The 23,645-nt window shown below is 70.8% G+C and carries 20 protein-coding genes and 1 tRNA gene; 6 read left to right on the forward strand and 15 right to left on the reverse strand.

Annotated features, from left to right (window positions below):
- The first annotated feature begins 22 nt into the window (after positions 1–22).
- Positions 23–1,909 carry an FG-GAP repeat domain-containing protein gene (locus IG04_RS0103325; RefSeq protein ID WP_051768785.1) on the forward strand — a complete coding sequence of 629 codons (1,887 nt, stop codon included), beginning with the start codon at positions 23–25 and terminating at the stop codon, positions 1,907–1,909.
- Positions 1,910–2,561: 652 nt separating this feature from the next.
- Positions 2,562–3,320 carry a helix-turn-helix domain-containing protein gene (locus IG04_RS0103330; RefSeq protein WP_084400787.1) on the forward strand — a complete coding sequence of 253 codons (759 nt, stop codon included), beginning with the start codon at positions 2,562–2,564 and terminating at the stop codon, positions 3,318–3,320.
- A 78-nt stretch (positions 3,321–3,398) separates the two neighbouring features.
- Here the strand turns inward: IG04_RS0103330 and IG04_RS0103335 are convergent, their stop codons facing one another.
- From IG04_RS0103335 to IG04_RS0103350, 4 genes are all read right to left on the reverse strand, one after another.
- Positions 3,399–4,616 carry a HEAT repeat domain-containing protein gene (locus IG04_RS0103335; protein ID WP_030475017.1) on the reverse strand — a complete coding sequence of 406 codons (1,218 nt, stop codon included), beginning with the start codon at positions 4,614–4,616 and terminating at the stop codon, positions 3,399–3,401.
- A 262-nt stretch (positions 4,617–4,878) separates the two neighbouring features.
- Entirely contained in the window at positions 4,879–6,648 is a 1,770-nt protein-coding gene (locus tag IG04_RS0103340; RefSeq protein WP_030475018.1) for a selenocysteine-specific translation elongation factor, read from the reverse strand.
- Positions 6,639–7,913: an L-seryl-tRNA(Sec) selenium transferase gene (gene selA, locus IG04_RS0103345; RefSeq protein ID WP_030475019.1), complete on the reverse strand. Its 1,275-nt coding sequence runs from the start codon at positions 7,911–7,913 to the stop codon at positions 6,639–6,641. The genes IG04_RS0103340 and selA overlap by 10 nt, the downstream gene beginning before the upstream one ends.
- 20 nt (positions 7,914–7,933) lie before the next feature.
- Positions 7,934–8,028, reverse strand: a tRNA-Sec gene (locus tag IG04_RS0103350).
- A 66-nt stretch (positions 8,029–8,094) separates the two neighbouring features.
- Here IG04_RS0103350 and selD point away from each other — a divergent pair.
- Genes selD through IG04_RS0103370 form a run of 4 tightly spaced genes read left to right on the forward strand, consistent with a single transcriptional unit; the run spans position 8,095 to position 10,895 of the window.
- Entirely contained in the window at positions 8,095–9,069 is a 975-nt protein-coding gene (gene selD / locus IG04_RS0103355) for a selenide, water dikinase SelD (protein ID WP_030475020.1), read from the forward strand.
- A 60-nt stretch (positions 9,070–9,129) separates the two neighbouring features.
- Positions 9,130–9,762: a winged helix-turn-helix domain-containing protein gene (locus IG04_RS0103360; protein ID WP_245815845.1), complete on the forward strand. Its 633-nt coding sequence runs from the start codon at positions 9,130–9,132 to the stop codon at positions 9,760–9,762.
- Positions 9,759–10,475, forward strand: coding sequence for an SRPBCC family protein (locus IG04_RS0103365; RefSeq protein WP_030475022.1), 717 nt, complete (start codon positions 9,759–9,761; stop codon positions 10,473–10,475). The genes IG04_RS0103360 and IG04_RS0103365 overlap by 4 nt, the downstream gene beginning before the upstream one ends.
- A 15-nt stretch (positions 10,476–10,490) precedes the next feature.
- On the forward strand, positions 10,491–10,895 hold the full coding sequence (locus IG04_RS0103370; RefSeq protein WP_030475023.1) for a VOC family protein: 405 nt from the start codon (positions 10,491–10,493) through the stop codon (positions 10,893–10,895).
- Positions 10,896–10,921: 26 nt separating this feature from the next.
- On the opposite strand, the gene IG04_RS0103375 is transcribed toward IG04_RS0103370, so the two are convergent.
- The 11 genes from IG04_RS0103375 to IG04_RS0103425 all read right to left on the reverse strand — a co-directional run bounded on the left by IG04_RS0103375 (position 10,922) and on the right by IG04_RS0103425 (position 23,448).
- Positions 10,922–12,058: an acyl-CoA dehydrogenase family protein gene (locus IG04_RS0103375; RefSeq protein ID WP_051768789.1), complete on the reverse strand. Its 1,137-nt coding sequence runs from the start codon at positions 12,056–12,058 to the stop codon at positions 10,922–10,924.
- Positions 12,055–12,756, reverse strand: a complete 702-nt coding sequence (locus tag IG04_RS43695; RefSeq protein ID WP_051768791.1) for a dTMP kinase — start codon at positions 12,754–12,756, stop codon at positions 12,055–12,057. The genes IG04_RS0103375 and IG04_RS43695 overlap by 4 nt, the downstream gene beginning before the upstream one ends.
- A complete protein-coding gene (locus tag IG04_RS0103385; protein ID WP_030475026.1) occupies positions 12,743–14,368 on the reverse strand; it encodes a hypothetical protein in 1,626 nt (541 codons plus the stop codon). Before IG04_RS0103385 ends, IG04_RS43695 begins: the two co-directional genes overlap by 14 nt.
- A complete protein-coding gene (locus tag IG04_RS0103390; protein WP_051768793.1) occupies positions 14,365–16,995 on the reverse strand; it encodes a phosphoenolpyruvate synthase in 2,631 nt (876 codons plus the stop codon). Before IG04_RS0103390 ends, IG04_RS0103385 begins: the two co-directional genes overlap by 4 nt.
- Positions 16,992–17,771 (reverse strand): hypothetical protein, encoded by a 780-nt coding sequence (locus IG04_RS0103395; RefSeq protein WP_030475028.1) that lies wholly within the window; start codon positions 17,769–17,771, stop codon positions 16,992–16,994. The genes IG04_RS0103390 and IG04_RS0103395 overlap by 4 nt, the downstream gene beginning before the upstream one ends.
- Positions 17,768–18,868: an SDR family oxidoreductase gene (locus IG04_RS0103400; protein ID WP_030475029.1), complete on the reverse strand. Its 1,101-nt coding sequence runs from the start codon at positions 18,866–18,868 to the stop codon at positions 17,768–17,770. The genes IG04_RS0103395 and IG04_RS0103400 overlap by 4 nt, the downstream gene beginning before the upstream one ends.
- Positions 18,865–19,122 carry an acyl carrier protein gene (locus IG04_RS0103405; RefSeq protein ID WP_084400789.1) on the reverse strand — a complete coding sequence of 86 codons (258 nt, stop codon included), beginning with the start codon at positions 19,120–19,122 and terminating at the stop codon, positions 18,865–18,867. The genes IG04_RS0103400 and IG04_RS0103405 overlap by 4 nt, the downstream gene beginning before the upstream one ends.
- A 24-nt stretch (positions 19,123–19,146) precedes the next feature.
- On the reverse strand, positions 19,147–19,920 hold the full coding sequence (locus IG04_RS0103410; protein WP_144065125.1) for a hypothetical protein: 774 nt from the start codon (positions 19,918–19,920) through the stop codon (positions 19,147–19,149).
- 87 nt (positions 19,921–20,007) lie between these two features.
- Positions 20,008–20,847, reverse strand: coding sequence for an SAM-dependent methyltransferase (locus IG04_RS0103415; RefSeq protein WP_030475032.1), 840 nt, complete (start codon positions 20,845–20,847; stop codon positions 20,008–20,010).
- 30 nt (positions 20,848–20,877) lie between these two features.
- On the reverse strand, positions 20,878–22,107 hold the full coding sequence (locus IG04_RS0103420) for a cytochrome P450 (RefSeq protein ID WP_051768795.1): 1,230 nt from the start codon (positions 22,105–22,107) through the stop codon (positions 20,878–20,880).
- A 204-nt stretch (positions 22,108–22,311) separates the two neighbouring features.
- Positions 22,312–23,448, reverse strand: coding sequence for a beta propeller repeat protein (locus IG04_RS0103425; protein WP_144065126.1), 1,137 nt, complete (start codon positions 23,446–23,448; stop codon positions 22,312–22,314).
- Positions 23,449–23,645 lie beyond the last annotated feature (197 nt).

Here is a 23,645-nt window from a genome sequence, read left to right on the forward strand (position 1 = left end):
ACCTCACCTCGGAGACAACGCCATGACTTCACCCACGGTCCCCAAATCACGAGCCGCCGGTCTGCTGCCGGCGGTGGTCGCGGTCGTGCTGGTCGCCGCCACCGGCCTCGCCACGGCCCGGCCGGTGCTCCCGGACGCCGAGGCGGCGAGCCTCGCCTCCCGGTACGGGTTCACCGTCAAGGCCCTGAACCAGGCCCCTCCGGGGGCGCGCGCCCTGCGCGAGGTCGGCCCGGACGTCGAGCACATCCGATCGTGGATCTCCGCCGTCGGCGCCGCGGTCGCGGTGACGGACCACGACGGCAACGGCCGGTCCGACGACGTCTGCCTGGTCGACCCGCGCGACGACTCGGTGCGGCTCTTCCCCGCGCCGGGCACCGGTGCGCGGTTCCAGCCGAAGGTCCTCGTCCCCGACCGCGACTACGACGCCACGATGGCCCCCATGGGCTGCGTGCCGCTCGATCTGGACGTGGACGGGGACACCGACTACGTCGTCCACTACTGGGGCCGCTCGCCCGTGCAGTTCCTCAACACCGGCAGCGGGTTCCGCGTCGTGGAGCTGGTCGAGCCGCGGCAGGTGTGGAACTCCACGACGCTCAACGCCGGCGACATCGACGGTGACGGGAACCTGGACCTGCTGGTGGCGAACTACTTCCCGGACAACGCCAAGGTGCTCGACCCGAAGGCGGGCCCGGACGAGCGCATGCGGATGCAGGACGGCATGGCGCGTGCGTTCAACGGCGGCACGAACCGGCTGCTGCTGTCCCGGCCGCGAGGGGCCGACCAGGCACCCGAGTGGACGGACGCGAGCGCGGCCCTGCCGCCCGAGGCCGCGCAGGCGTGGACGCTGGCGATCGGCCTGCAGGACCTCACCGGCGACCACCTGCCGGAGATCTACCAGGCCGAGGACTTCGGCCCCGACCACCTGATGGTCAACCTGTCGACACCGGGGAACGTGCGACTACGCACAGTGAAGGGCGCGCGCGATCTCACCTCTCCCAAGTCGACGGTTCTCGGGCACGACTCGTTCAAGGGCATGGGCGTCACCTACACGTACCCGGACGGCGCCGAGATGCCGACGATGGTGGTCAGCAACATCACCGCGGAATGGGGACTGCAGGAGAGCAACTTCGCGTTCACGCCGACCGGCCCCGGTTCGGACCTGCTTTCCGGTGACGTTCCGTTCATCGACCGCAGCGAAGAGCTCGGACTCGCGCGCAGCGGCTGGGGATGGGACATCAAGGCCGCCGACTTCGACGGTGACGGAACCGACGAGATAATGCAGGCGACCGGATTCCTGAAAGGCGAGAAATGGCACTGGGCATTGCTGCAGGAATTGGCTCTCGGAAACGACCAGCTGCTCCAGTACCCGGCCGCATGGCCACGTTTCGGCCCCGAATCGAATCTCTCCGGAGACGACCGCAACCCGTTTTGGGCCCGAACGGCGTCCGGACGTTACGCCGACATGGCGAAACATCTTCACCTTGACGAGTCCGCCAACTCCCGCGGGATAGCGATCGGCGACGTGAACGCGGACGGCAGGCCGGACGCCCTCGTCGCCAATCAGTGGCAGGACTCCCGGCTGCTGCTCAACACGTCCACCTCGGAACCCCGCCAGACCGTACTGAGCCTGCGCCGGCCCGGCACGGGGACTTCGACCACCGCGGCGATTGGCGCGCAGGTCGTCGCACAGACCGACAACCGACCCGCACAACGCGCGCAGCTTTATCCCGCGAATGGGCACACGGGTGTCTCGTCCACCGAGCTGTTCTTCGCAACGGGTTCGAACGAACACGCCGAATACACGATCCGCTGGCGGACTCCGTCAGGGCCGCGAACCGAGCGGATCGTGCTTCCTCCCGGTAGCCATTCCCTATTGCTCGGCGACGACGGAAAGATCACCGCAGTGTAGTCAATTCAAGTGGCAACACCCAAAGGAACCAGCGAAACTGCCCAGTGCGTCACTCCGACGGCGCAGCTGGGGTTTTTCGTTGCTACGTTGCGTCAGATCGATCATTCCGCACTCGCCCAGAAAGACCAGAACGATCGTGCGTGACATACCATTCCAAGTGAGAGCGAACGACAGTCGCGCAATTGATCAAGCATGAAGCCGTACCGACCGAATGGTCGAGCAGCCCTTACTTCTCGATCACCACAATCCCGACAAATAGCAAGATCGCGACTACCGTCCGTGCGGTCACAGACGGTTAGCTCAGGTTGACAAACAAAGAAGAGGGCCAACCGTTGTCCGGTATCTGATCCGTCCCGTTCACATAGTCGAGACTCTCGCTCCGCTGCCGGTGCTCGTGAGCCAGCAGCCCCAGGCGTAGGACAGGTACCGCACATTCGCCGCGGGTGGGGCCATCCGCGTCGGGGGTTTTTGTTCGGGGCTCTGACCGAGGGGTAGGAGACTCACCGTGAAAGGCCATTCATCAATCCAATGGCGAACAGAGGCAAACTGCCTCAAGTGCGACAAGATCGGGCTGTGCTCCACGGTCGGCCGCTGTCTGGCCGAGAGCACCGGAGCGGCCCGGATAACGTCGGTCGCCAAGGCAGTCGACTACATGATCGAGCATCTGCCGGAACCAATCCAGCTCAGCGATGTCGCACGAGCGGGCACGTTGAGCCCATTTCATTTCCACCGCGTTTTCCGGGACGTCACCACCACGACGCCGGCCCGGTTCCTGACCTCGCTCAGAATGGCGGAGGCCCGGCGCCTGCTGCTGGTCACACCGAAGACCGTGACCGACGTGTGCACCTCGATCGGCTATTCCAGCCTGGGGACCTTCATCAGCCAGTTCGGCAAGCTGACCGGGTTGTCACCGCGCCGGTTCCGGTGCGTCGTCGAGCAGATCGGGCACATTCCCGTCGAGGAGCTCGTCGAGGCGGGTCCGGAGCTGGCGGCGGCCTCCGGACCGATCGGCGCCGTGACCGGCCTGCACGGTGAGCCCTGCAACGCGTTGCTCGGGCTCTTCCGGCTGAACCGGCCGCAGGAGCTGCCGACGATGTTCCACGCCATCGCGACCAACCGGCTGGTCGCCCTTCCCCCGGTCGCGGACGGTGACTACGAGCCGATCGCCGTCGCGGTCGGCCCGAGCGCGACGGTGCGCGACGTGCTGGCCACCCCCATCGGGGTGCTCGGCCGGATCGGGTTCGGCTACTCACCCGTGACCGTCACCGGCGGCCGGTGCCGCCACCCGTTCCAGGTCGCGTTGCGCAGGCAGCGCCGCTTCGACCCGCCCGTCGAGTTCACCCGGCCGCTGCTGTCCCTCGCACGCCGGCGCGTTCTGCGCATCTCCCACTCCACTCCCGCCATCGGGTGACCTGACCCCGCGACGGGCCCGCACGCAAAAAAGCGGGGTGAGCGGCCGAAACCGCTCACCCCGCTTCGCCGTGCTGGGTCAGGAGTGCATCCAGCCGGTGCGGGTGCAGAACTGCACACCCGGCTCGTCCGCGATGTTGTCCTGGTTGGTGTCCACCTCGGCCTCGTGCGTCGAGTAGATGTCGAGGGAGTTGACGTCGATCTTGCCGTCGCCGTCCCAGTCGACCAGCTTGCCCTTGAACGTGCCCGTGATGTAGGCGTTGGCCAGCGGGCCGGTCGGGGTGTCGAGCGTGCCCAGGATGCTGTTGCCCGGGAACAGGATCTCCTCGAGCGAGCTGCCGCGCATCGTCTCGAAGTTGATGTAGCCCCACGTCTGGACCGCGCCGCGGACGTAGCGGATCGCGGGCTTGCCCTTGATCTCCATCAGCGGGTCGGTGGTCCACTCGCCGGAACGCTTGGCGGAGACCATCTCGTTGCGGTGGCCGAGCGAGTCGTTGTCCGCCTGGCCGGACATGAAGATCGGCCGCAGGCCACGCGACTCGAAGAAGAAGCTGCCCCGGCCCGCGCTGGCGTGGTTGGTCACGCCGCGGAACAGGAAGTTCTCCACGTGCGGCGTGCCGTCGTCGTGCAGGCCCGCCAGGTTCTTGCTGATCACCAGCTGCTGGTCGCGCGTCGCGGAGTTCGGGCAGGCGTGCGCCTGGCCGTAGCTGCGCGCGAGGCCCTGGGGCGCCAGGGAGATCTTGCCCCAGTGACGGCCGGTGTCGTCGAGCCGCACGTAGACGTCGACGTCGATGTTGAGCAGGATCGTCTCGTCGAACGTGCGGTCCGGGTCCTGCTTCCACGAACGGCTGTCGAACGCGGGCAGGCCGGTGGTGAGCTCCGACGCGAACAGCCGGGCCCACTCGCCGACGTCGGCGTCGTCGTCGTTGACGAAGCCCTGCAGCGCCTTGAGCGCCCTGGGGCCGCCGATCTTCTCCAGCGCCCACAGCGCGTTCCAGCGCACCTCCCGCACGCTGTCGGTCTTCACCGCTTCGGTGAGCAGGTCGACCGCGCCCGGCAGCCCGCGATCCACGTACTGGAACAGCGACTGCTCCCGGATCATCGGGTCACGGTGGTTCAGCGCCTCCTGCGCGACCTGCTCGTCCGTGCGGACGTCGAGCCGGATCGCGGTCCGCTTGAGGAACTCCCCGAAATCACTGTTGAGACGTGCGGGGTCACCCTGGAGGTAGTGATCCCAGACAGGGGCCTGTGCTTCTACACCGCTTACCTGTCCCAGATCGACAGACTCAAGTGCCATGCCGGTCATCCTTTCCGAACCGATCAGCAACATTGGTTCTAACCGTGGACGCGAGTAAGCCCTGACCAGCTAGAAGAGCGTGCTGGCCAGCTACTCGACGATCCATTTCCGCTTCGGAGAACCACGTTGAGGACATTAATCCCGGGTGAGCGGATGAATTCCGGGCTGCTCTTCAACGCTGTCTCCACTAAAGCCGGGTTCACGGCCGCAGTCAACGCGGTACGCTAATCGAGCAATCGAGCGTAAAAACATCGATAAATGCCTACGAGAGCTCTCTCGCGCCGTCCGGCCGCCGTCGTGTGACACCCGCCCGGTCCAGCAGTTCGAGCAGCGGCACGGCGGTGCGGCGGGTCGTGTCCCAGGCCTGGCGCGCCTGACTGACGGTGAAGGGTGCCGCCACCTCTCGCAGCACCTCGGCAGCCAGCCGATCCGCGCCCGGCAGCACCACCACACCGGGCGCGAGCTGGAGCAGCCGGCCCGCTCGGACCGCGCTGCCCAGTTCCGCCGCTCCGAGGCCCGCCTGCGCGAGCTGACGCGCCTCGGGAGCACGGAAGGGGTTCTGCCGCAACAACTCCCCGATCGTCGCGAGTCCCTTCTCGACAGCGTCCGGTAGCGCGGCACGTCCCGCCACCACACCGTCCTCCGCGGACAGACCGGCGGCGCGCACGAGTTCGCGGGTGACCTCGGCCGACGGCACGGAGAGCCGATCGGCGAGCACTGGCAAGGGCATCCCTCGCACCAACGGCCGTTCCGCGCACCAGCCGGCCACCTCGTCCCGTGCCTGGCCGACGAGCGACTCCCACGTGGCCGGGTCCGCGTGCCAGCCTCCGGCGACCGGCCGTCCGGTGCCGGGCAGGCCGGCGGACCGGAAGTCGCCCTCGCGCAGGAACCGCCTACGCCGCAACAGATCCATCGCCATCCCGGGCAGGTCGACCTGCTCGCCGTCCTGGCCGGCCAGTGCCACCAGTTCCGCGCCCCTGCGCACCCCCGCACCCCGGCGCGTCAGCTCCGCGGGCCACACGTCCACGACCACCGCCCCCACCGGCGCACCGGCACCTCCCGGATCGCGAAGCAACAGCCGGTCGCCGGGCCGCACCGGCACCGCGCACGCCGTGCGGAGCCTCGCCGCTCCCGGCCCCAGCGCGCGGACCCGCACGGGCACGGCCGCCGTGCCGAAGTGCACCATCAGCGCCTGAGCACGCGGCGGACCGCCACACCACAGGACGTCGAACTCGTCCACCGGACGCCATGCTTCCGGCGGCGCGAGCAACGCGTCGCCACGGCGCACGTCCACCCGCCCGCCCGCCACGTTCACAGCCACCCTGCGGATCGGACGCACGACGGCCACCGGGCGCTCGCACACCTGCAGGCCCCGCACTCGGAGCAGCAGGCCCGTGCGCGCGCAGCGGAGCCGGTCACCGAGGCGCACCGAACCACTCGCCAGGGTGGCGGTGACGACGGTGCCGGCGCCGGTCACGGTGAACGAGCGGTCCACCCAGAGCCTCACGTCCGCGCTGTCGTCCGCCGCCTCGTCCTGGCCCGCCACCGCCGCGTCCAGGCCCGCGCGCAACTCCGGCAGACCCGCGCCGGTCAACGCGCTCACCGCGAACACGGGGATGCCGGACAGAGAGGTGCCCGCGAGGGCGCGGCGGGCCTCGGCGGCGACCGGCCGCGGGTCCGCGCGATCGGACTTGGTGACCACCAGCACGCCCCGGCCGGTGCCCAGCGCGTCCAGCGCCGCGAGGTGCTCGGCCGACTGGGCGGACCAGCCCTCGTCCGCGGCCACGGCGAACAGCACCGCCGGCGCGGGTGCGGCTCCGGCGAGCATCGTGGCCACCAGCCTGCGGTGCCCCGGAACGTCCACGAAGGACACTTCGGCACCGCTGGGCAGCCGGGTCCACACGAAGCCGAGGCCGATACTCATCCCGCGGGCCCGCTCCTGCGCCCAGCGGTCGGGTTCTCTCCCCGTCAAGGCCCTGACCAGCGCGGACTTGCCGTGGTCGACGTGGCCGGCGGTCACGATCACCGGCACGGCGGAGCGCCTGCCGCAAGGACCGCACGCGCCAGCGCGTCGTCGTCGGCCGGATCGACCGTGCGCAGGTCGAGCAGGCACCGCCCGCCTTCGACCCGTCCGACGACCCGCTCCGCGCGCAGCGCCGCTGCGAACCGTTCCGGCAGGGCGACGGCGAAACTGGACAGCCGCACACCCGGCGCCGCCCCACCGCCCACCACCGAGGTGGTCGCGACGACCTCGGCACCACCCACGGCCGAAGCGAGCGCGTGAGCCCTGCACTCCAGCGAGGCGGTGTCCGCCGACAGCATCACCGCGACCGGGGACTCCGGACCACGCAACGTCGCCTCCAGTGCGGCCAGCACCAGCTTCCCCGCCCGCAACGCCCGTGCGGCCGGATGCCTGCGCAACGCGGTCACGAGGTCCCGGTCGCCCAGCAGCAGCCCGCCCTGGGGTCCGCCCAGCAGCTTGTCCGCGCTCGCGGTCACCAGCGCCGCGCCGCACCGCAGTGCCGTCGTCGCGTCCGGCTCGTCGGGCAGCCGTGGATCGGGTGCGAGCAGCCCGGAGCCGATGTCCACGACCACCGGGACCCCGCAGCCCGCCAGTTCCGCCACGCTCGCGGCCGACGTGAAGCCCTCGACGCGGAAGTTCGACGGATGCACCTTCAGCACGAACCCGGTGTCCGGTCCGATCGCGGCGGTGTAGTCACGCGCGGTCGTCCGGTTGGTGGTGCCGACCTCGCGCAGCCGCGCTCCCCCGGCGGTCAGCAGGTCGGGGATGCGGAACCCGTCGCCGATCTCGACCATCTCGCCCCTGCTGATCACGATCTCGCGTCCCGGCGCCAACGCCAAGGCGCACAACAGCAACGCGGCGGCGTTGTTGTTCACGACGTGTGCCGCCCCGGCGTCCGGCACGGCCTCGCACAAGGCAGCGAGGGCTCCCCTGCCACGCACGGCACGGCGTCCGGTGGCGAGGTCGAACTCGACGTCCGTCCATCCCGCGGCCGCGGACAGCGCCGCACGGGCGGCGGCGGACAGCGGCGCGCGTCCGAGGTTGGTGTGGATCAGCACTCCCGTGGCGTTCAGCACCGGGCGCGCGGCGTGGCGGCCGAGCACGGCCATCGCGGCCTCCGGCACCTCGGCGGAACTCAGCCGGCCTTCCCGTGCCGCCTCCTGTGCCGCGTGGATCGCCGATCTGACCGCCGCACGGCCGTGCACCGCCACCGCCTCGCGCAACGGCGAGGAGGCGAGCAGCGCACCCGTGCTCGGGATGGTCCGCCGCGACATGCAGCCTCCACCGTCGTCTGTGGCGGAGGCGGACGGGAATCGAACCCGCCGGCGGCAGGTCCTGCCGCCCGTCGGTGTTGAAGACCGCGCCGGTCACCAGACCGGATACGCCTCCCCGGCGCTGTCCAGGATCGGCAAGCCGGCGGAACATCGACTTCTCCTGGCTTGCCAAGGTCAGCTCATGACCACTCCCAGACTGACCGAGACCGCCGCCGGTGGCGGTTGCGCGTGCAAGATCCCTCCCGGCGAACTGGAGGACCTCCTCGCCAAGGGCATCCCCGCGTTCCCGGGCCTGCTGGTGGGCACCGGGGACGACGCGGCGGCGATCCGGATCGACGGCGAACGCGCCGTGCTGTCCACTGTGGACTTCTTCCCGCCCGTGGTCGACGACGCCCGCGACTGGGGCCGCATCGCCGCCGCCAACGCCCTGTCGGACGTCTACGCCATGGGCGGTGAGCCGGTGCTCGCGGTGAACCTCCTGTGCTGGCCGCGCGCGACACTGCCGATGGAACTCGCCGCCGAGGTCCTGGGCGGCGGGGCGGAGATCGCGGCGCAGGCGCGGTGCCCGGTCGCGGGAGGCCACAGCATCGACGACGCCGAACCCAAGTACGGCATGGCCGTCACGGGCATCGCCCACCCGGATCGCTTGCTGCGCAACAGTTCCGGCCTGCCGGGCACACCGCTGTCGCTGACCAAGCCGCTGGGGATCGGTGTCCTCAACACCCGCCACAAAGCGACCGGCGAGGTGTTCGCCAACGCCGTGGCCACGATGGTGACCTTGAACGCCATCGCGTCACGGGCCGCGGTGGCCGCCGGAATCCGGTGCGGCACGGACATAACCGGCTTCGGGCTGCTCGGCCACACCCTCGAACTGGCCAGGGCCAGCGGCCTGACCGCGGTGATCGACAGCTCGGCGGTGCCGGTGCTCGACGGCGCGTTCGAAGCGGTGCGCGACGGCTTCGTCAGCGGTGGTACCCGGCGCAACCTGGAGTGGGTCCGCCCGCACAGCGACCTCGGCGGCGTGGACGAGACCACCGCGGTGCTGCTCGCCGACGCGCAGACGTCCGGGGGCCTGCTGCTGGCCGGCGAGATCCCCGGCGCACCGGTGATCGGCGAGCTGGTCCCCCGCCGCGAGCACCTCCTCGTCGTGCGCTGACGTGTCCGTTTCGCCCGTTCCCCCAATCGTGTGACCTCATTTGACAAATGAAATTGTCAAATGAACGATGGGTCCATGGGCAGCGGCATGAACTACCTCGGCGACCCGGACGCGGTGGCGGCCGTGCTGGCCCCACTGCGCCGGAAACTGCTGGCCAGGCTGCGTGAGCCCGCGTCGGCGACCCAGCTCGCCGCGGCGCTCGACCTGCCGCGGCAGAAGGTCAACTACCACCTGCGCGCGCTGGAGACAGCGGGCCTGGTCGAGCTGGTCGAGGAGCGTCAGCGCCGTGGGTGCGTGGAGCGCATCATGCGGGCCCGGCCGGGCGCGTTCGTCGTGGATCCGACGGTGGTGAGCCACGACGAGGACTCGCCGGCCCAGCTCAGCCTGATCCAGGACCAGTACGCGGCCGAGCACCTCGTCGACGTCGCCGCAGCGACGGTCCGGGACGTCGCGCGGATGCAGGTCAAGGCCGACGAGACGGGCAAGCGCCTGCTCACCTTCACCGCCGAGACCGACGTGCGGTTCGCGAGTCCCGCGGACGTGCACGGCTTCACCGACGAGCTGACCGCGGCGCTGCGCGAGATCGCGGCCCGGTACGACACGCCGGACGGCCGCCAGTACCGGGTCGTGGTCGGCGGTCACCCGACCCCCAAGCCGATTGACAAGTCGAACGAACAGGGAGAGAACCGATGAGTGACGTCCAGGCCACCGACACCCCGCGGCTGGAGATCCGGGTGACGACCACGGTCGACGCCGCCTGGCGGGCACTGCGCGACAAGGACGTGATCAGGCAGTGGCACGCGTGGCAGTCCGGTGAGCTCGAGGCCGAGCTCGACTCGATCTACTTCACCGACGTGGTCGAGGACGCCGAGAACCACACGCTCGTCCCGAACGGTGGTGACCGGTTCGAGATCCGCGAGGACGGCGACGCCGTGCGCATCACGCTGGTCCGCGCACCGCTGAGCGGCGACGCCGAGTGGGACGCGTACTACGACGACGTCACCGAGGGCTGGACCTCGTTCCTGCAGCAGCTGCGGTTCGCCCTGGAGCGCAAGCCGGGCGAGCAGCGGCGCACGCTGTTCTTCGGCAACCGCCAGACGTACTCGGGCACCGTGATCGAGCGCCTGGAACTGGACTCCGCGGGCGAGCCGGGAAGCCGCTACAGCGCCACTCTCGCCGGAGAGGCGATCGAGGGCGAGGTGTGGTTCCGCTCGGAGCACCAGTTCGGCGTCACCGTCGACTCCTGGGGCGAGGGCCTGCTGATCATCGCGGGTACCGGGCCGTCCGCGACCGACCCGGCCGGGACGTCGATGGCGCTGCTGAGCACCTACGGCCTGGCCGACGACGTGTACTCCCTGCTCGACAAGCGGTGGTCCCAGTGGTGGGCCGACAACACGGGCAAGTGAGCGAGGAGAATTCTCATGGCGGACAAGCGAAACCGGGCCGGCACGATCGTGGGCCTCGACCTGACCATCACCGACGCTCCCGGCCTGCGGGACTTCTACGCCGAGGTCGTCGGCTGGAAACCTGAGCCGCTGAGCATGGGCACGCACGACGACTACATGATGCTGGCGCCGGACGGCACTCCCGTCGCGGGCATCTGCCGCAAGGCGGGCGGCAACGCCGACCTGCCTCCCCAGTGGCTCACCTACGTCGCGGTCGACGACCTGTCCGCGAGCCTCGAGAAGGTGACCGCGCAGGGCGGCGAGGTGGTGCGCGCACCGGCGGGCGCAGGGCCGGGTGCCTTCGCGCTGATCAAGGACCCGGCCGGGGCGACGCTCGCGCTGATGCAGAACCCGTACCCCGGCGGGGACGACGGCCGGTAGGGCCCGGCGGGTGGTGGCGGGCACCGTCACCACCCGCCCCGTTCGGCGATTCCGCGCACCAGCGTCGCGCTGAGCGCGTCGTCGGTGTCGAGGTTGGCGGCGATCACCTCGCACAGCATCTCGTCGGTGCCGCCGCCGATCCGGGTGAGCCGGACGTCGCGGTACATCCGCGCCAGCGGGAAGTCCTCCGTGTAGCCGCGGCCGCCGAACGCCTGCAGGGCCGCGTCGACCGCGTCGGCGCAGTCGCTGGCGGCGACCAGTTTCACGGCCGCCACAGCGGAATGCGACACCTCGTCCCCGTGTCCCGGCTTCATCGCGGCGTCGAGCAGCGCGGCGACCGCCGACACGCGGGCCCAGTGCCACGCCATGCGGTGCCGCAGGACCTGATGGTCGAACAGACGTGCCGAGAAGGCGGTGCGGTCACGCATGTGCGCCAGGGCCAGCGCCATGGCCGCCCGCGCGGTGGCGACCAGGCCGGCCGCGGCCGCCAGCCGTTCGAAGTCGAGCACGCGCAGCAGTTGCACCAGTCCCGCACGGGGGTTGCCGACCACGGCGGTGCCGGGCACGGTCACGTCCAGGTCGAGCACGGCGGTGTCCGCGGACCGGACTCCCAGCGTCGGCACGAACCGGGTCGGCGTCACGCCGGAGAGTGGCACCACGAACAGTCCGAACGACCGCGCGTCGCCCGTTCTGGCCAGTACCAGCACGTGCGTCGCCCGGCCGGCGTTGGTGATGAGGCACTTGGTGCCGGTCAACCGCCACTGGTCGCCCTCGCGCCGGGCGGACGTCGTCACCGCGGGCACGTCGGACCCGGCACCGGGCTCCGTGACCGCGGCGCACCCGATGACGGACCCGTCGAGCGCGCCTTCGAGGATCTCCGCGTGACCGCCGGCGCGGTGCAGGGCGTGCAGGAAGACCTCGCTGTGCAACGACACGGCGAGCGCCGCGCCTGCGTTGTGCTCGGCCAGTTCCTCCACCAGCACCCGCGCCAGGGGTAGCCCGGCCACCGGGCCGAGCGCCCACCGTTCGCGGAAGGCACCGGCGGCAGCGAGGGCGCTGAACAGCTCACGTGGCAGGTGCCCGTCCTCCTCCCAGGAAGGCATGCAGGGCACGAACCCGGCGATCACCCGGCGGATCTCCGCGCGGTAGTCGTCCACGTTCATCCCGCCTCCCGCAGGGCTTCCAGGTCGGCGCACACCTCGGCGGCGATGCCGTCCACGTCCCGCAGCGCGGTGCGCACGACGTGCCAGCGGCCAGGTACCGCCATCGACAGCAGGTGCCCGCGCACCGCGCTCTGGTAGGTGACGAAAGCCGTTTCGGGGGTGGAGGTCCCGGCGTGCTGCGGCCCCAGCTCGCCGGGGTTCACGTCGGCCATCCGGCGCGCGGCGGCGGTCGTCACCGGGGTGTCGAGCAGGAACACGCGGTCCGGCCGCCGCACCGGCGCGAACAGCGGCAGGATCTGTTCCGGCCGGTCGAAGTCCCCGCGCGCCCGCACACCACCCGCGGCGATGCGGGCGACGAACTTGTGGAACCAGCCGTCCGCGACGACGACGTGTCCCCGTTCCAGCGCCGGGGTGATCACGCACCGGTCGACGAGCGCGTAGTAGCTCGCCCGGATCAGCACCCAGTGCGGGTCGCCGAGCCGGAAGTACGGGCCGCGCAACGACATCTGCTGCAACGCGCGCAGCCCGTCCAGGTACTCGGCGACGAACGGGTCGTCCGGTTCGGCGGCGTTGTGCCGGACGAGCCGGACCGTCCGGCCCCGCAGGCGGAGCCGGTCGGCCACGGCGGTGGCGGTGCTGGACTTCCCGGCCCCGTCGATTCCCTCCAGCGCGACGAACACCCGCTCACCCGCCGCCACGCCGGTGCGGCTGGGCCCCGCCGGACGTGAGGAGGTCGCGGGCCTCCTCGATCGGGAAGTCGGCGTCGAGGTACGCACCGAGCCGGATCCAGTCGTGCCCGATCCGCAGCGTGGCCTCCCAGGCGGCGGCCGAGTCGAACGAGGCTGGGAACACCTCGGCCCGGACGAGGTCACGCACCCCGGCGACGAGCTTGTCCAGGCGTTCCGCCCACAACTCCCATCCGTCCCCGGCGAGCTCGCGTTCGACGGCGGCGGCCTGCGCGGCCAGCTCTGCGGGCACGGCGGTCAGCGCGCCCAGCCGGGCGACGATCGCCGCGTCGGGAGGCAGCGGACTCGTCCCGCACGCGCTCAGCAACGCCCGGCAGGCGTGGTGCAGCAACCGCAGCCCGCTCGTCCGCGCCACCTCCCGCTGCCCGCCGTCCAGTGCTCCGGACAGGTCCTCCCGCGCATTCTCGATCATGATGTGGGACCACACCTGCGCCATCCCCGCCGCCGCGAACCGCTTTGCGGGCAACGGAACCAGCGAGACGTGCCCGTCGGCGGCGGCCCCGGCGAGGCCCAGGACCGGCATCCGGGTGGACGGCGGCGGCGTGACCGGTTCGGCCGGCGCCCACGGCTGCGCGGAGGCGATCGGCCCGCCGTCGCGCCAGTGCAACTCGACCAGCCCGATCCGGTGGAACTCGGCCAGCGCGCTCGCGGCCGGTCCGGAAGCCCTTTTGAGCACCTCGGCGACCGGACGTCCTGGTGCGATCGAGCGCCATGCCCGTCCAGCGGGCGCGTCCAGGACGAAGACGTCGGCCCGGTCGCGCACCACGTGCAGCCGGTCGCCGATCGGCCAGGTGGTGACACCCGCCCGCAGGCCGAGCAGCACCTGGTCCGCGTCGGCAGGACACCCGTCGACCCCGAAGTCCGCGACCAGCGCCGCGTGCTCGTCCAGCGGTTGTGCGGCCTCACCAAGGCCGCGCAATCCCGCCAGCCGGTCGCGCAGCCGCGCAGCCTCCGCGTCGCCCCCGGCGGCCAGCCGGTCGAACTGCTGGTCGAGCCACTTGGGCTCCAGATAGGTCTCCCCGCGCGCGGCCACCCACGACTTCGCCGCGTGCCGCGCCGCGATTCCGGCCCACGCCAACGCTTCGTGCTCCTCCCCCAGCACGTGCGACGCGACCGCGTGCCGCATCGCCTGCCTGCTGTGGTGCGCGTACCAGCCCGCCACGACCTCGGGCAACGACAAGGGCCACTCGCGCGCCCGCCGCACGACGTCCTCCCCGCGCAGCACCACGGCACCGCGCAGCCGCTGGCACCGGTCGAGCAACGCCGCGGGCAGCGCGCCGAACCCTGCGGCCACGTGGGCACGGACCGCGTCGGCCTGCGCGCGGACCTGGCGCAACGAGCGGGTGCGCACCTCGACGCGGCGGCCCCGTACGAACACGATCGTGGGCATCGTCGGGTGGTCGTGGTCGTCGTCGGCCAGCAGCAGGAAGTCGACGTCCGAGGCGGAGTTGCCGAACCCCTCGGCGATCGAGCCCTCCAGCACCGCGCCGCACCCCGGTGGCGCGTCCACCAGGTCCAGCGTCTCGGTGAGCAACGAGGTCAGCTCCGCGCGATCGATGATCACGACTCCTCCGGCCCGGCCAGCACCCGGATGGTCCCGGTCGCGCCGTCGACGTCGAGGCGCATGCCGTCGCGCACTCGGGTCGTCAGGCCGGGGACCTGCACCACGGTGGGCACGCCCAGCTCACGGGCGACGATGGCGACGTGGGTCAGCGGGCTGCCGCGCTCGACGAGCAGGCCCGACGCCGACGGCAGCCACGCCACCCAGCCGGGATCGGTGCGGTAGGTGACGAGGATGTCGCCCTGAGCCTCCGACGGCAGGTCGACCACCTTCGCGCGGCCCTGCACCCTGCCCGGTCCGGCGGGCACGCCGGTGAGCTCCGCCCCAGCCGCCGCCGCGGCTCCTCCGGGAACGGCACGGGCCCACGCCACCCGGTTCGCCCTGGTGCCGACGGCGCCGCGGGTGGTGAAGCGGGACGGCGCGGTCAGCAGGCGGTCCGACTCGGCGATCGCCTTGCGGGAACTGACGAGCGCGCGCAGGTCCACGTCCACAGTGGACGCGTCGAAGCATCCGCCGATCTCCTCCAGGTAGAGCCAGAAGACGTCCTCCGGCGAGTCGAGCAGACCCAGCGAGGCGAACCGGCGGCCGATCGCGCGCACCATCACCTTCGCCGTCCCGAACGCGCGAGTGCGGCAGAAGCGGATGCGTTCGCGCAGTTCCAGCGCCCTGCGCACCTTGCCGCGGACCCGTTCGTACACCTGACGTTTCGCGGGAGACAAGGCCTTGAGGACAGCATCCACGTCGGCCCGTCCCGTCATGCTCTCCACCGACGCCACGGCCGCGCGCAGCATCGGGAAGAAGGTCGACGGGTCGTCGCGCAGGCTCGGCGCCTCGAGTTTCAGCTCGTCCAGGCTGCGGTCGCCGTAGCGCGCCACATAGTCGTCCACTTCGGACACGAACGCGGTGTGCCCGCCGTCCAGCAACGCCGCTCTGGCCTGCCGGGGCTCGGACTCGGTGACGATGCGGCGCAGTTCGTCGTCGGCCCGCACCACGCCCGCGAGCTCGGCGATGCGGTGCGCGGGCCCCGCCGACTCGACCGAGTTCGCCGGGCCCGCCACCGCCCACGTGAACCAGAGCGGGGCGTCGGGCAGCCACCGCCGGTTGAGCAGCTGCAACGTCCCGAAGGACAGCCCGATGACCGCGTCGAGCACCGCGACCCTGCCCCAGCGCGCCACCAGGGTGCGTTCGAGCGCCTGGTAGCGGCGGTAGACCTGGTCGGCGGTCAGCGCGTCGTAGTCCGTGGCGCCGAACTCCTCGTAGGTGCGGTAGAAGTCCTCGACGAACCGCTCGCCGGTGCGTTCGACCAGGGCGAACCTGGTCGCGAACCGCAGTCGTGACCGCGCGGTCACGAGGATCTCCTCCGACCGCGAGCCGAACGTGAACGGGTACAGCCCGTCGGCCAGCTCGGGATCGAGCGACTCCTCCACCCCGAGGGTGAGCTCAAGGCTGCGGCGGCCCAGCTTGTACAGCGGCGCGAGGCGCACCAGCCGGTACCAGTTCAGCAGGTTGTAGTAGACGCGCCCGTGGAAGTAGCCGAGCAGCGCGGGCAGCCACTCCTGCGCCTGGCTCAACTGCGCGTCGGGCACCTTCAGCTCGCGGCAGTACTCCTCGTAGACGCGTTGGTACACCCGGCGCGCGAAGCTGTACGTCAGCGGCGAGGTCATGCCGCGAAAGCTCTCGATGATGTTGGAGTTGTCCCAGACGTGCAGTTCGCCCGGCTCGTCCAGACCAGCGGTGATCGGCCTGCTCTGCAACACCCACAGGGTGCCGCCGGCCAACGCCCACTCCACGTCCTGCGGGGCGCCGCGGGCGTTCTCGATCCGCCCGGCCAGCTCACCGAGCGCGCGCAGCTCGGCGTCGGTGACCGCGAGCTCTTCCCTTGCCGCGACAGCGGTCTCGGTCACCCGGCACCCGCCGGAGGCGTCCGGGTCGTACCGCTCCCGCTTCTCCCCCACGGTGACCCGCAGGACGCGGCCGGCCGAGTCGAGCACGACGGTGTCGGCGTCCACCGCGCCGCCGACCAGTCCTTCTCCGAGCCCGAACACCGCGCTGACGACGCGTTCGGTCCGCTCGCCCGACATCGGGTTGGCGGTGAACAGCACGCCGCTCTTCTCCGCGGCCACCAGCCGCTGGACGATCACCGCCATCCCGCAGCCGCCCGGCGGGAGGCCGTGCGCGAGCCGGTACGCGAGCGCGCGTGCCGAGTACGCGCCCGCCCAGCAGCGCCGTACGTGGTCGGCGATCGCGTCGATCCCCTCGACGTTGAGGAACGTGTCGAACTGACCGGCGAAGGAGAACCGCGGGCCGTCCTCGTCCAGTCCGGACGACCGCACCGCGACCGGACCGTTCCCGACCTCTTGTGCGGCGGCCGTGATCTCGGCCAGCACGTCAGGTGCCGGCGGCGTCTGGAGGATCGCACTCGCCACGGCCTCGGCAGCGGCTTGCGCGCGGTCCGCGGTGAGGTCGCGCAGTTCGGCAGCGATCCGTTCGGCCAGGCCGGTCTCGGCCAGGTGCCGGCGCAGGACGTCCGCGCCGATCACGCGCCACGGCGGCACCACGAACCCGGCGTCGGCCAGTTCGCGCAGCCCGCGCGCCTTGGCCCCGTCCACCTCGCTCGTCACGGCCGTCATCCCCACACTCCCCACGTCGCACACAGGATCAGGACCGCCAGGTCGACGGCGAGCACGTAGGTCAGCCCGCACCACCACGCCCGCCCGCGGCGACCGGCCCTCCACCACGAGGTCATCCCGGCGGCGAAGGCGACGGCGATCAGCCCCACGGCCACCGGAACCACCCACGGCGCCGCGATGACCGCCGCCGCGACGACTCCCGCGGCCGACAGCGCCACCGCCGCGACGAGCCGGGCACCCAGTCCCAGACCGAACGGCCGGTAGTCCGGCTCGTCGAGCTTCCTCGTGAACTTCCAGTACTCGTAAGCACTCCAGAGCACCACCGCCGCCCCCACGGCCACCATCGGGGGTACTCCCGCCGTCACGCCGCCGTACCCGAGCACCAGGAGCGGTGCCACCTCATAGGCGACGAAGAGCACCACGGGCTGTTTGATCCCGTGACGCGGCAGGAACGGGGCCGCGAGGGCGGCGGCGCATGCCCCACCCGCGAGGGCGAGGGCCAGGAGGTCGTGGAGGTTGAGCAGCACCACGGCGGCGGCCACGGCGACCATGCCGGCCCGCAGTCCCGCCGCGTCCGCCGCCCCGTCGTCGAGGTCGTCGACCAGGCGCAGGAAGAGGAACAGCGACACGAACGTCAGGCCGCCGAGCAGCAGCGGGACCATGCCGGGCCAGGCCCGGGCGCTCAGTGCCACGACGGTGGCGTAGGTCAGCACCGCGGCGAGCCCGTGCGTCTGCGGCGGGAACCGCAGCCGCACGTACCGGGTCGCGGCGATCACCGGGGCCTCCCGGCGAGACGCAGCACGTCGCCGATGCCGGCTTCCGCACGACCGAGGTAGCCCACCCGCACGCAGTGGTCCAGCAACGTGCGCAGGTAGTCCACCCCGGTCGCCGCCGGCCGCCACGGTGCCAGCCGCGCCGCGTTCGTGTCGTCGAACCTGGCACGCCGGCGGAAGAAGCTCTCGTACATCGCGATGATCCGCCGGTAGTAGACGCGTTCGTCCGGCGGGAGCGCTCCGGCGTCGAACGCGGACGGCGAGACGTAGTGCGGTACCTCGAACATCGGGTACTCCGCCAGCGCGTTGCTCACGTCGAGCAACGTGTGCGGCGCGGCCCCGACGGCGTGGAACGTGCGCCCGCGGGCCTCGTCGAACTGGTTCACCACCTGGCAGATCAACGCCGCGACGTAGTCCACCGGCACCAGGTCGAGCAGGGCGTCGTAGAAGCCCGGCACCGACCTGACCCGCCCCTGTGTGAAGAGCTTGAGCACCACGTACATGTTCTTGAAGTCCCGGATGACCCCGGACTCCTGCGTGCCCACGATCATGCTCGGCCGCACCACCGCCGCGGGTACGGCGGCGGCCCGGACCTCCTGTTCGGCGAGGAACTTGCTGCGTTCGTACCCGGTGCCGAACCGTTGTCCCACATCGAGTTCGTCTTCGAGGACCCGGCCCGTGCGCTCCCCGCAGACGTACGCCGTGCTCACGTGCACGAGGGGCACCGCGCGTTCCGCGGCGAGCCGGACGACGTTGCGCGTCCCGTCCACGTTGAGCGACTCGTAGGTCTCCCACCGGCGGCCGAAATCCGTGGTGGCGGCGGCGTGCACGACGCGGTCGAGGCCGGTGGCGAGGTCCTCGTGGCGCTCGGTGGTCAGGCCGAGCATCGGCTTGGTGACGTCACCGGCCACACAGGACACAAGTCCCGGCCCGGATCGTTCGATCGGGACCGTGCGCACGACTCGCCCGTCGTTGCGCACGATCTCCGACCGCGTGTGCACCAGCGCGAGGACCGTGTGCCCCTCGTTCGCCAGCCTTGCCGTGACCTCGGCACCGACCAGCCCGGCCGCACCGGTCACGAGGACGCGCAGCCCGCTCACGCCGCCGTCCCCTTGACGCGTTCGGTGACCAGGTCGACGAGCTCCCGCACCGTGGACACGTTGAGCGCCTCGTCGACGTCGACGGCGGCGAGCTCGAACCGTTCCTCGATGACGATGGCCAGTTCGAGCAGCCGCAACGAGTCGAACCCGAGATCCGTGGCGATTCGCGCCTCGTCGGACAGCTCCTCCGCGTCGCCGTACGACATGTGCCGCAGGATTCCGTGCACGACCTCGCGCACTGCCTCGTTGTTCATCGCTGCCTCCGGGCGCACGTCAGGTCAGCGCTTGAGCTCGGCCCGCATGGTCCACTTCCCGGTCATCAGCGTGTTCTTCGACGTGAGCGTGATCGGGAACCCGTACTTGTGGACGAGGTCGGTGTCGCGGCCGGAGACGAGGATCGAGTTCGCGGCCTGTTCCTTCGCGCGGAACTGCATGTCGTAGACGAACTGGATCTCGCCCTTCGTGCCGGTGTAGTACCCGACCGGCGTGTGGAAGTTCTGCACCGGCTCGGACGAGATGTCCTCGACGACGGCGAAGCGCTCGTGGTCCACATTGGACCCGGTGTACTTGTTGTGCACTAACCGCATTCCGTTGGCCATGGGTGTGATGCTTCTTGTCGCCTGGACGTGCCGGGCGGGCGCGCCGAGCCGCTGGACGGCGTTCGTCAGCGCGGGCTGGTTGGTGCCCCACCACAGCGGCTGCGTCGTGCCCCACGGCTGCTCGACGCCGTCACGGTGGGAGATCTCCACGGTCGCCATGGTGATCATGGTCGGCTTCGCGCGGCCGCCGTTGACCGAGATGCCCGAGCACGAGTAGTCGCCCATGTAGACGTTCACCTTGCCCGGTGTGCCGTCGGCTTCGCGGACCTTGTACCGCGACGGCACCAGCTCACGGGCTTCGGCGACGGTGATCTGGGTGATCTCTCCGAACTCCAGGCAGTCTCCCTCGGAGGTCACGACGACGGACGGGTTTCCGGCGTGCGCGGACGCCGGCACCAGCGTTGCCGCCAGTGCCAGCAGGACGGACGAGACGGCGAGCGATGACTTCTTCATGATCTTCTCCTTGTCGGGGAGGAAAAACGCGTGCGGCATCGACGCACGACCGGACGGTCGCGCGGAGGTGGTCGCCGTGCTGCGGGGTCAGCTGTCGGCGGAGCGCCGGGCGACGAAGAGCATGTAGCGGGGAACGAGCGATTCGGCGCAGCCCTTGAACGCCTTCACGAACCCGTCGAAGACGGCGTCACCGTGGTCGGCGCGCAGCTCTTTCTCGGTGTCGTACAGCGACTGCAGCAGCAACGCGTACGTGCGGTGGGTGTTCTCGGTGATGTCGAGGAACTCGACCAGCTCGAACCCGGTCGACCGCAGCAGCGCGGGGTAGTCGTCGAGGCGCGGGATCGGCCCGAGGCTGGCGACGCCCAGGAACGCGTCCACGGCCTCCTTGCGGGCACCGTCCAAGGGCACGTTCTCGAAGAAGTCGGTGGCCACGAGCGTGGCGCCGGGCTTGAGGACCGCGGCGATGTTGCGGAACGCCTTCTCCCGGTCCGGCATGTGCACGAGCGACTCGATCGCCCAGGCGGCGTCGAACTCCGCGGCGCCGAACGGCAATGGCTCCATCGCGTCCGCGTGCAGGAACTTCACCTGCTCGGCCGCACCTGCCCCCTCCGCGGCCTCGTTGGCGCGCTTGACCTGGGCGGGGTCGTCGGAGATGCCGGCGACACCGCAGCCGGTCCGTTCGGCGGCACGCCGCGCCGGCTTGCCGAGCCCGCACCCCACGTCGAGCAGCCGCTGTCCCGCCGCGATCCGCGTCCGTTCGATCACGAAGTCGGTGAGCTGGTCCGTCGCCACCTCGACCGCGCTGGTGTCCTCCGGCCCCGACCAGTACCCGACGTGGAGATTCTCGTCCCACACGTCCGTGCGCATGTCCTCGTCGGCCTTGTAGTCGTACTTGGCCTCGGCGGCCTGGTCGTCGGTAGTCGACATCGGCGCTGCTCGCTTTCGTCGTGAGGTCTGTCAGCGATGGAAGGTGACCGGAAGGCTCCGCAGGCAGAAGATTCCGGGGGCGTCGTAGAACTTCAGCTCGTCCAGCACCGGGGTGATCTCCCTGGCGCGCCGGGCGAGCACCCGCAGCGCGGCGGTCGTCTCGACCCGCGCCAGCCCGGCACCGAGGCAGTAGTGGATCCCCATGCCGAAACCGAGGTGCCTGCCGGTCGTGCGGCCGAGCCGGAACTCGTCGGGGTCGGCGAACTGGCGCTCGTCGCGGTTGCCGGAAACGAGCCATACGCGCACGAGCTGGTCGGCGGGGATGACCGCGCCGCCGATCTCCACGTCCGTCGTGGTGAAGCGGTAGACCTCGGTGAACGGGCTGCGATGGCGCAGCACCTCCTCCATCACCGGGGCGGGGTCCACGCTGCCCGCCCGCCAGGCCGCCATCACGTCGGGGTTCTCCCCCAGCGACAGCACCGTGTTGCCCAGCAACGCGGTCGTCGTGATGTGCCCCGCGGTCAGCAGCAGCACGGCGAAGTTGCGGATCTCCCTGTCGCTCAGCCGTTCGCCCTCGATCTCGGCCAGCGCGAGCGCCGTCATCAGGTCGTCGGCGGGCTCGCGCCTGCGCAGCTGCGCGTGGTCGAGCATGTACGAGTTCAGTTCGTCCAAAGTGGACTGCATGGACTCCATGTACTCGCCGTTGAACGGGTCGTCGTGCTCGACCGCGTAGAACTCGTCCGCGCACCGCACGAGGAAGTCGCGATCGGACGCGGGCAGTCCCAGCAACTCGCCGATGACGATCACCGGCAGTTCGTAGGCGAGGTCGCCCACCAGGTCGAACCGCCCGCTCCGGTCAGCCAGCGCCCGGTCGAGCAGGTCGTCGACGATCCCCTCGATCCGCGGGCCGAGCTGTTCCACCAGCCGCGGCGTGAACACATGGGACACGAGTCCGCGCAACCTGCCGTGCCGCGGCGGGTCGATCGAGACCATGCTCCCCTCAGCGTTCTCCGCCACCTCCGGTGGCAACGAGCGGGACGGGTCGGAGCAGAACGTGTCCGTGTCACGCAGTGCTCGGACGATGTCGTTGTAGCGGAACAGACTCCACGTGCCGTTCGACTCGTCGTACCAGGCCGGCTGGTCGTCGCGCATCTCTTTGAGCCACGCGAGAACCGCGGTCCCGCCGTCGGCAAAGGTCAGTCGCGGGATGCCGCTGTCCCGTGGTGCCTGCTGCGCCGAAACGTCCGACAACTCCGTCATGCTCGCCCCTCACCTCGAGCAACACACCCGAAGGTGTATGACTAATCGTCATACTAAGCACGCGGGTCAAAGCAAGGCAAGGACGCCGAAGAGGCGATCGGCACCAGCGTCCGGACGTCCGTCCCGGACGCTGCCGTGCGCGGACGACCCGCGGGACAGCAGGGGGTGCGGCCGCCCGGCAGAGCGAACGGCCGCACACCAGGCTCACCGCGTCGAGTACTCGGCGATCACCGCCTGCAGGAGCAGCGGGCTCGTGCCCGGCAGGTCCGCGTAACCCACGGCGATCAACCGGTTCGTACCGGGCACGGCGGCGATGGCGTTGTAGTTCGTGCCGGACGAGCCTGCCGGAGCGGGCGCCGGAGTGGTGGTCCACCCCGCCGGGCCGTGGGAGCTGAAGGACGCCTGCGGGAACCGGCCGATGACCCACGGAACGCCGTTCGTCCCCACCGCGACGCCGGGCGTGGCCGGGGTGTTCAGCCCGCTGACGGTCTGCCAGGTGGTGCCGTCTCCTCGCACGACCACGTTGGCCGATCCCATGCCGCCGCCGTCACCCACCGCCCAGATGTCGCTGGAGGACGTGCCGTCCAGCGACTGCAGGGTGACCTGCTGCTGGTTCAGTCCTATCTGGACCGCCCGCCAGGCCGTGCCGTTCCAGTGGAACAGCAGCGGGCCCGAGTAGCCGTTCCACATGCCGTGTCCCGCCGCCCACACGTCGTCGGACGCGAAGGCCTTGACGGCGTTGATGGCGCAGAAGTTAAGGAATCCGCCGCCCGTCACGCATTCGGCGGGTGGCTGGTGTTCCTGCCAGGAGCTTCCGGTCCACTCGTGGAACACCGGGGTGTTGCCGTTGTGACCGACCAGCCAGGCGTGTCCGTCCACAACGGACAGATCGCGGATCGACAGCGTGCCCGGGGTGGCGCCCGGCGGGTACGGCACCTCGGTCCACGTCCTGCCGTCGTAGCGCCACACCAGCGTGACGTTGCCGTCCGGTGACCACGGCGCGCCCGTGACCCAGACGTCCCTGGCGGACGACGCGGCGACGCGCTGGAACGACACCCGCCCCTGCACGGCCGGGAGCGACGTCCGGGACCACCTGATCCCGTTCCACCGCAGCATCATCGGATCACCGGTCGTGTACTGCTGATCCGGGTGGTAGCCCTCGAAGCCGACCGCCCAGGCGTTCCTGGCGTCGACCGCGGCGACGTCCCAGAGATTGCTCGTCGCCTTGTTCTGCGGGATCGAGGCCAGGCGCCACGACGGTTCCGCCGCTGCGGCGGGCACCGCGGCGCCGGCGACCACCGCGACCGAGAAGGCTAAGGCCAGGCATCTGCGAACTCTCATAAGTCCCCCAAGCTGTTGGACCTGAACAGGATTGGTGCGCGATCGATCATTCACGACGACGGGTTCCGCACCAGGGGTTCGCGTCGCCTTGACCTGGTTGAGCGGCGATCGTGACCCAGCCGCCGCGGCCAGGTAACCCGAATGGGATTCAGGTATGCACTTGTGATCTAGCTCACGGACCAGGTAGAACTGAACGC

The sequence above is a fragment of the Lentzea albidocapillata genome, assembly GCF_000719115.1.
GTDB lineage: Bacteria > Actinomycetota > Actinomycetes > Mycobacteriales > Pseudonocardiaceae > Lentzea > Lentzea albidocapillata.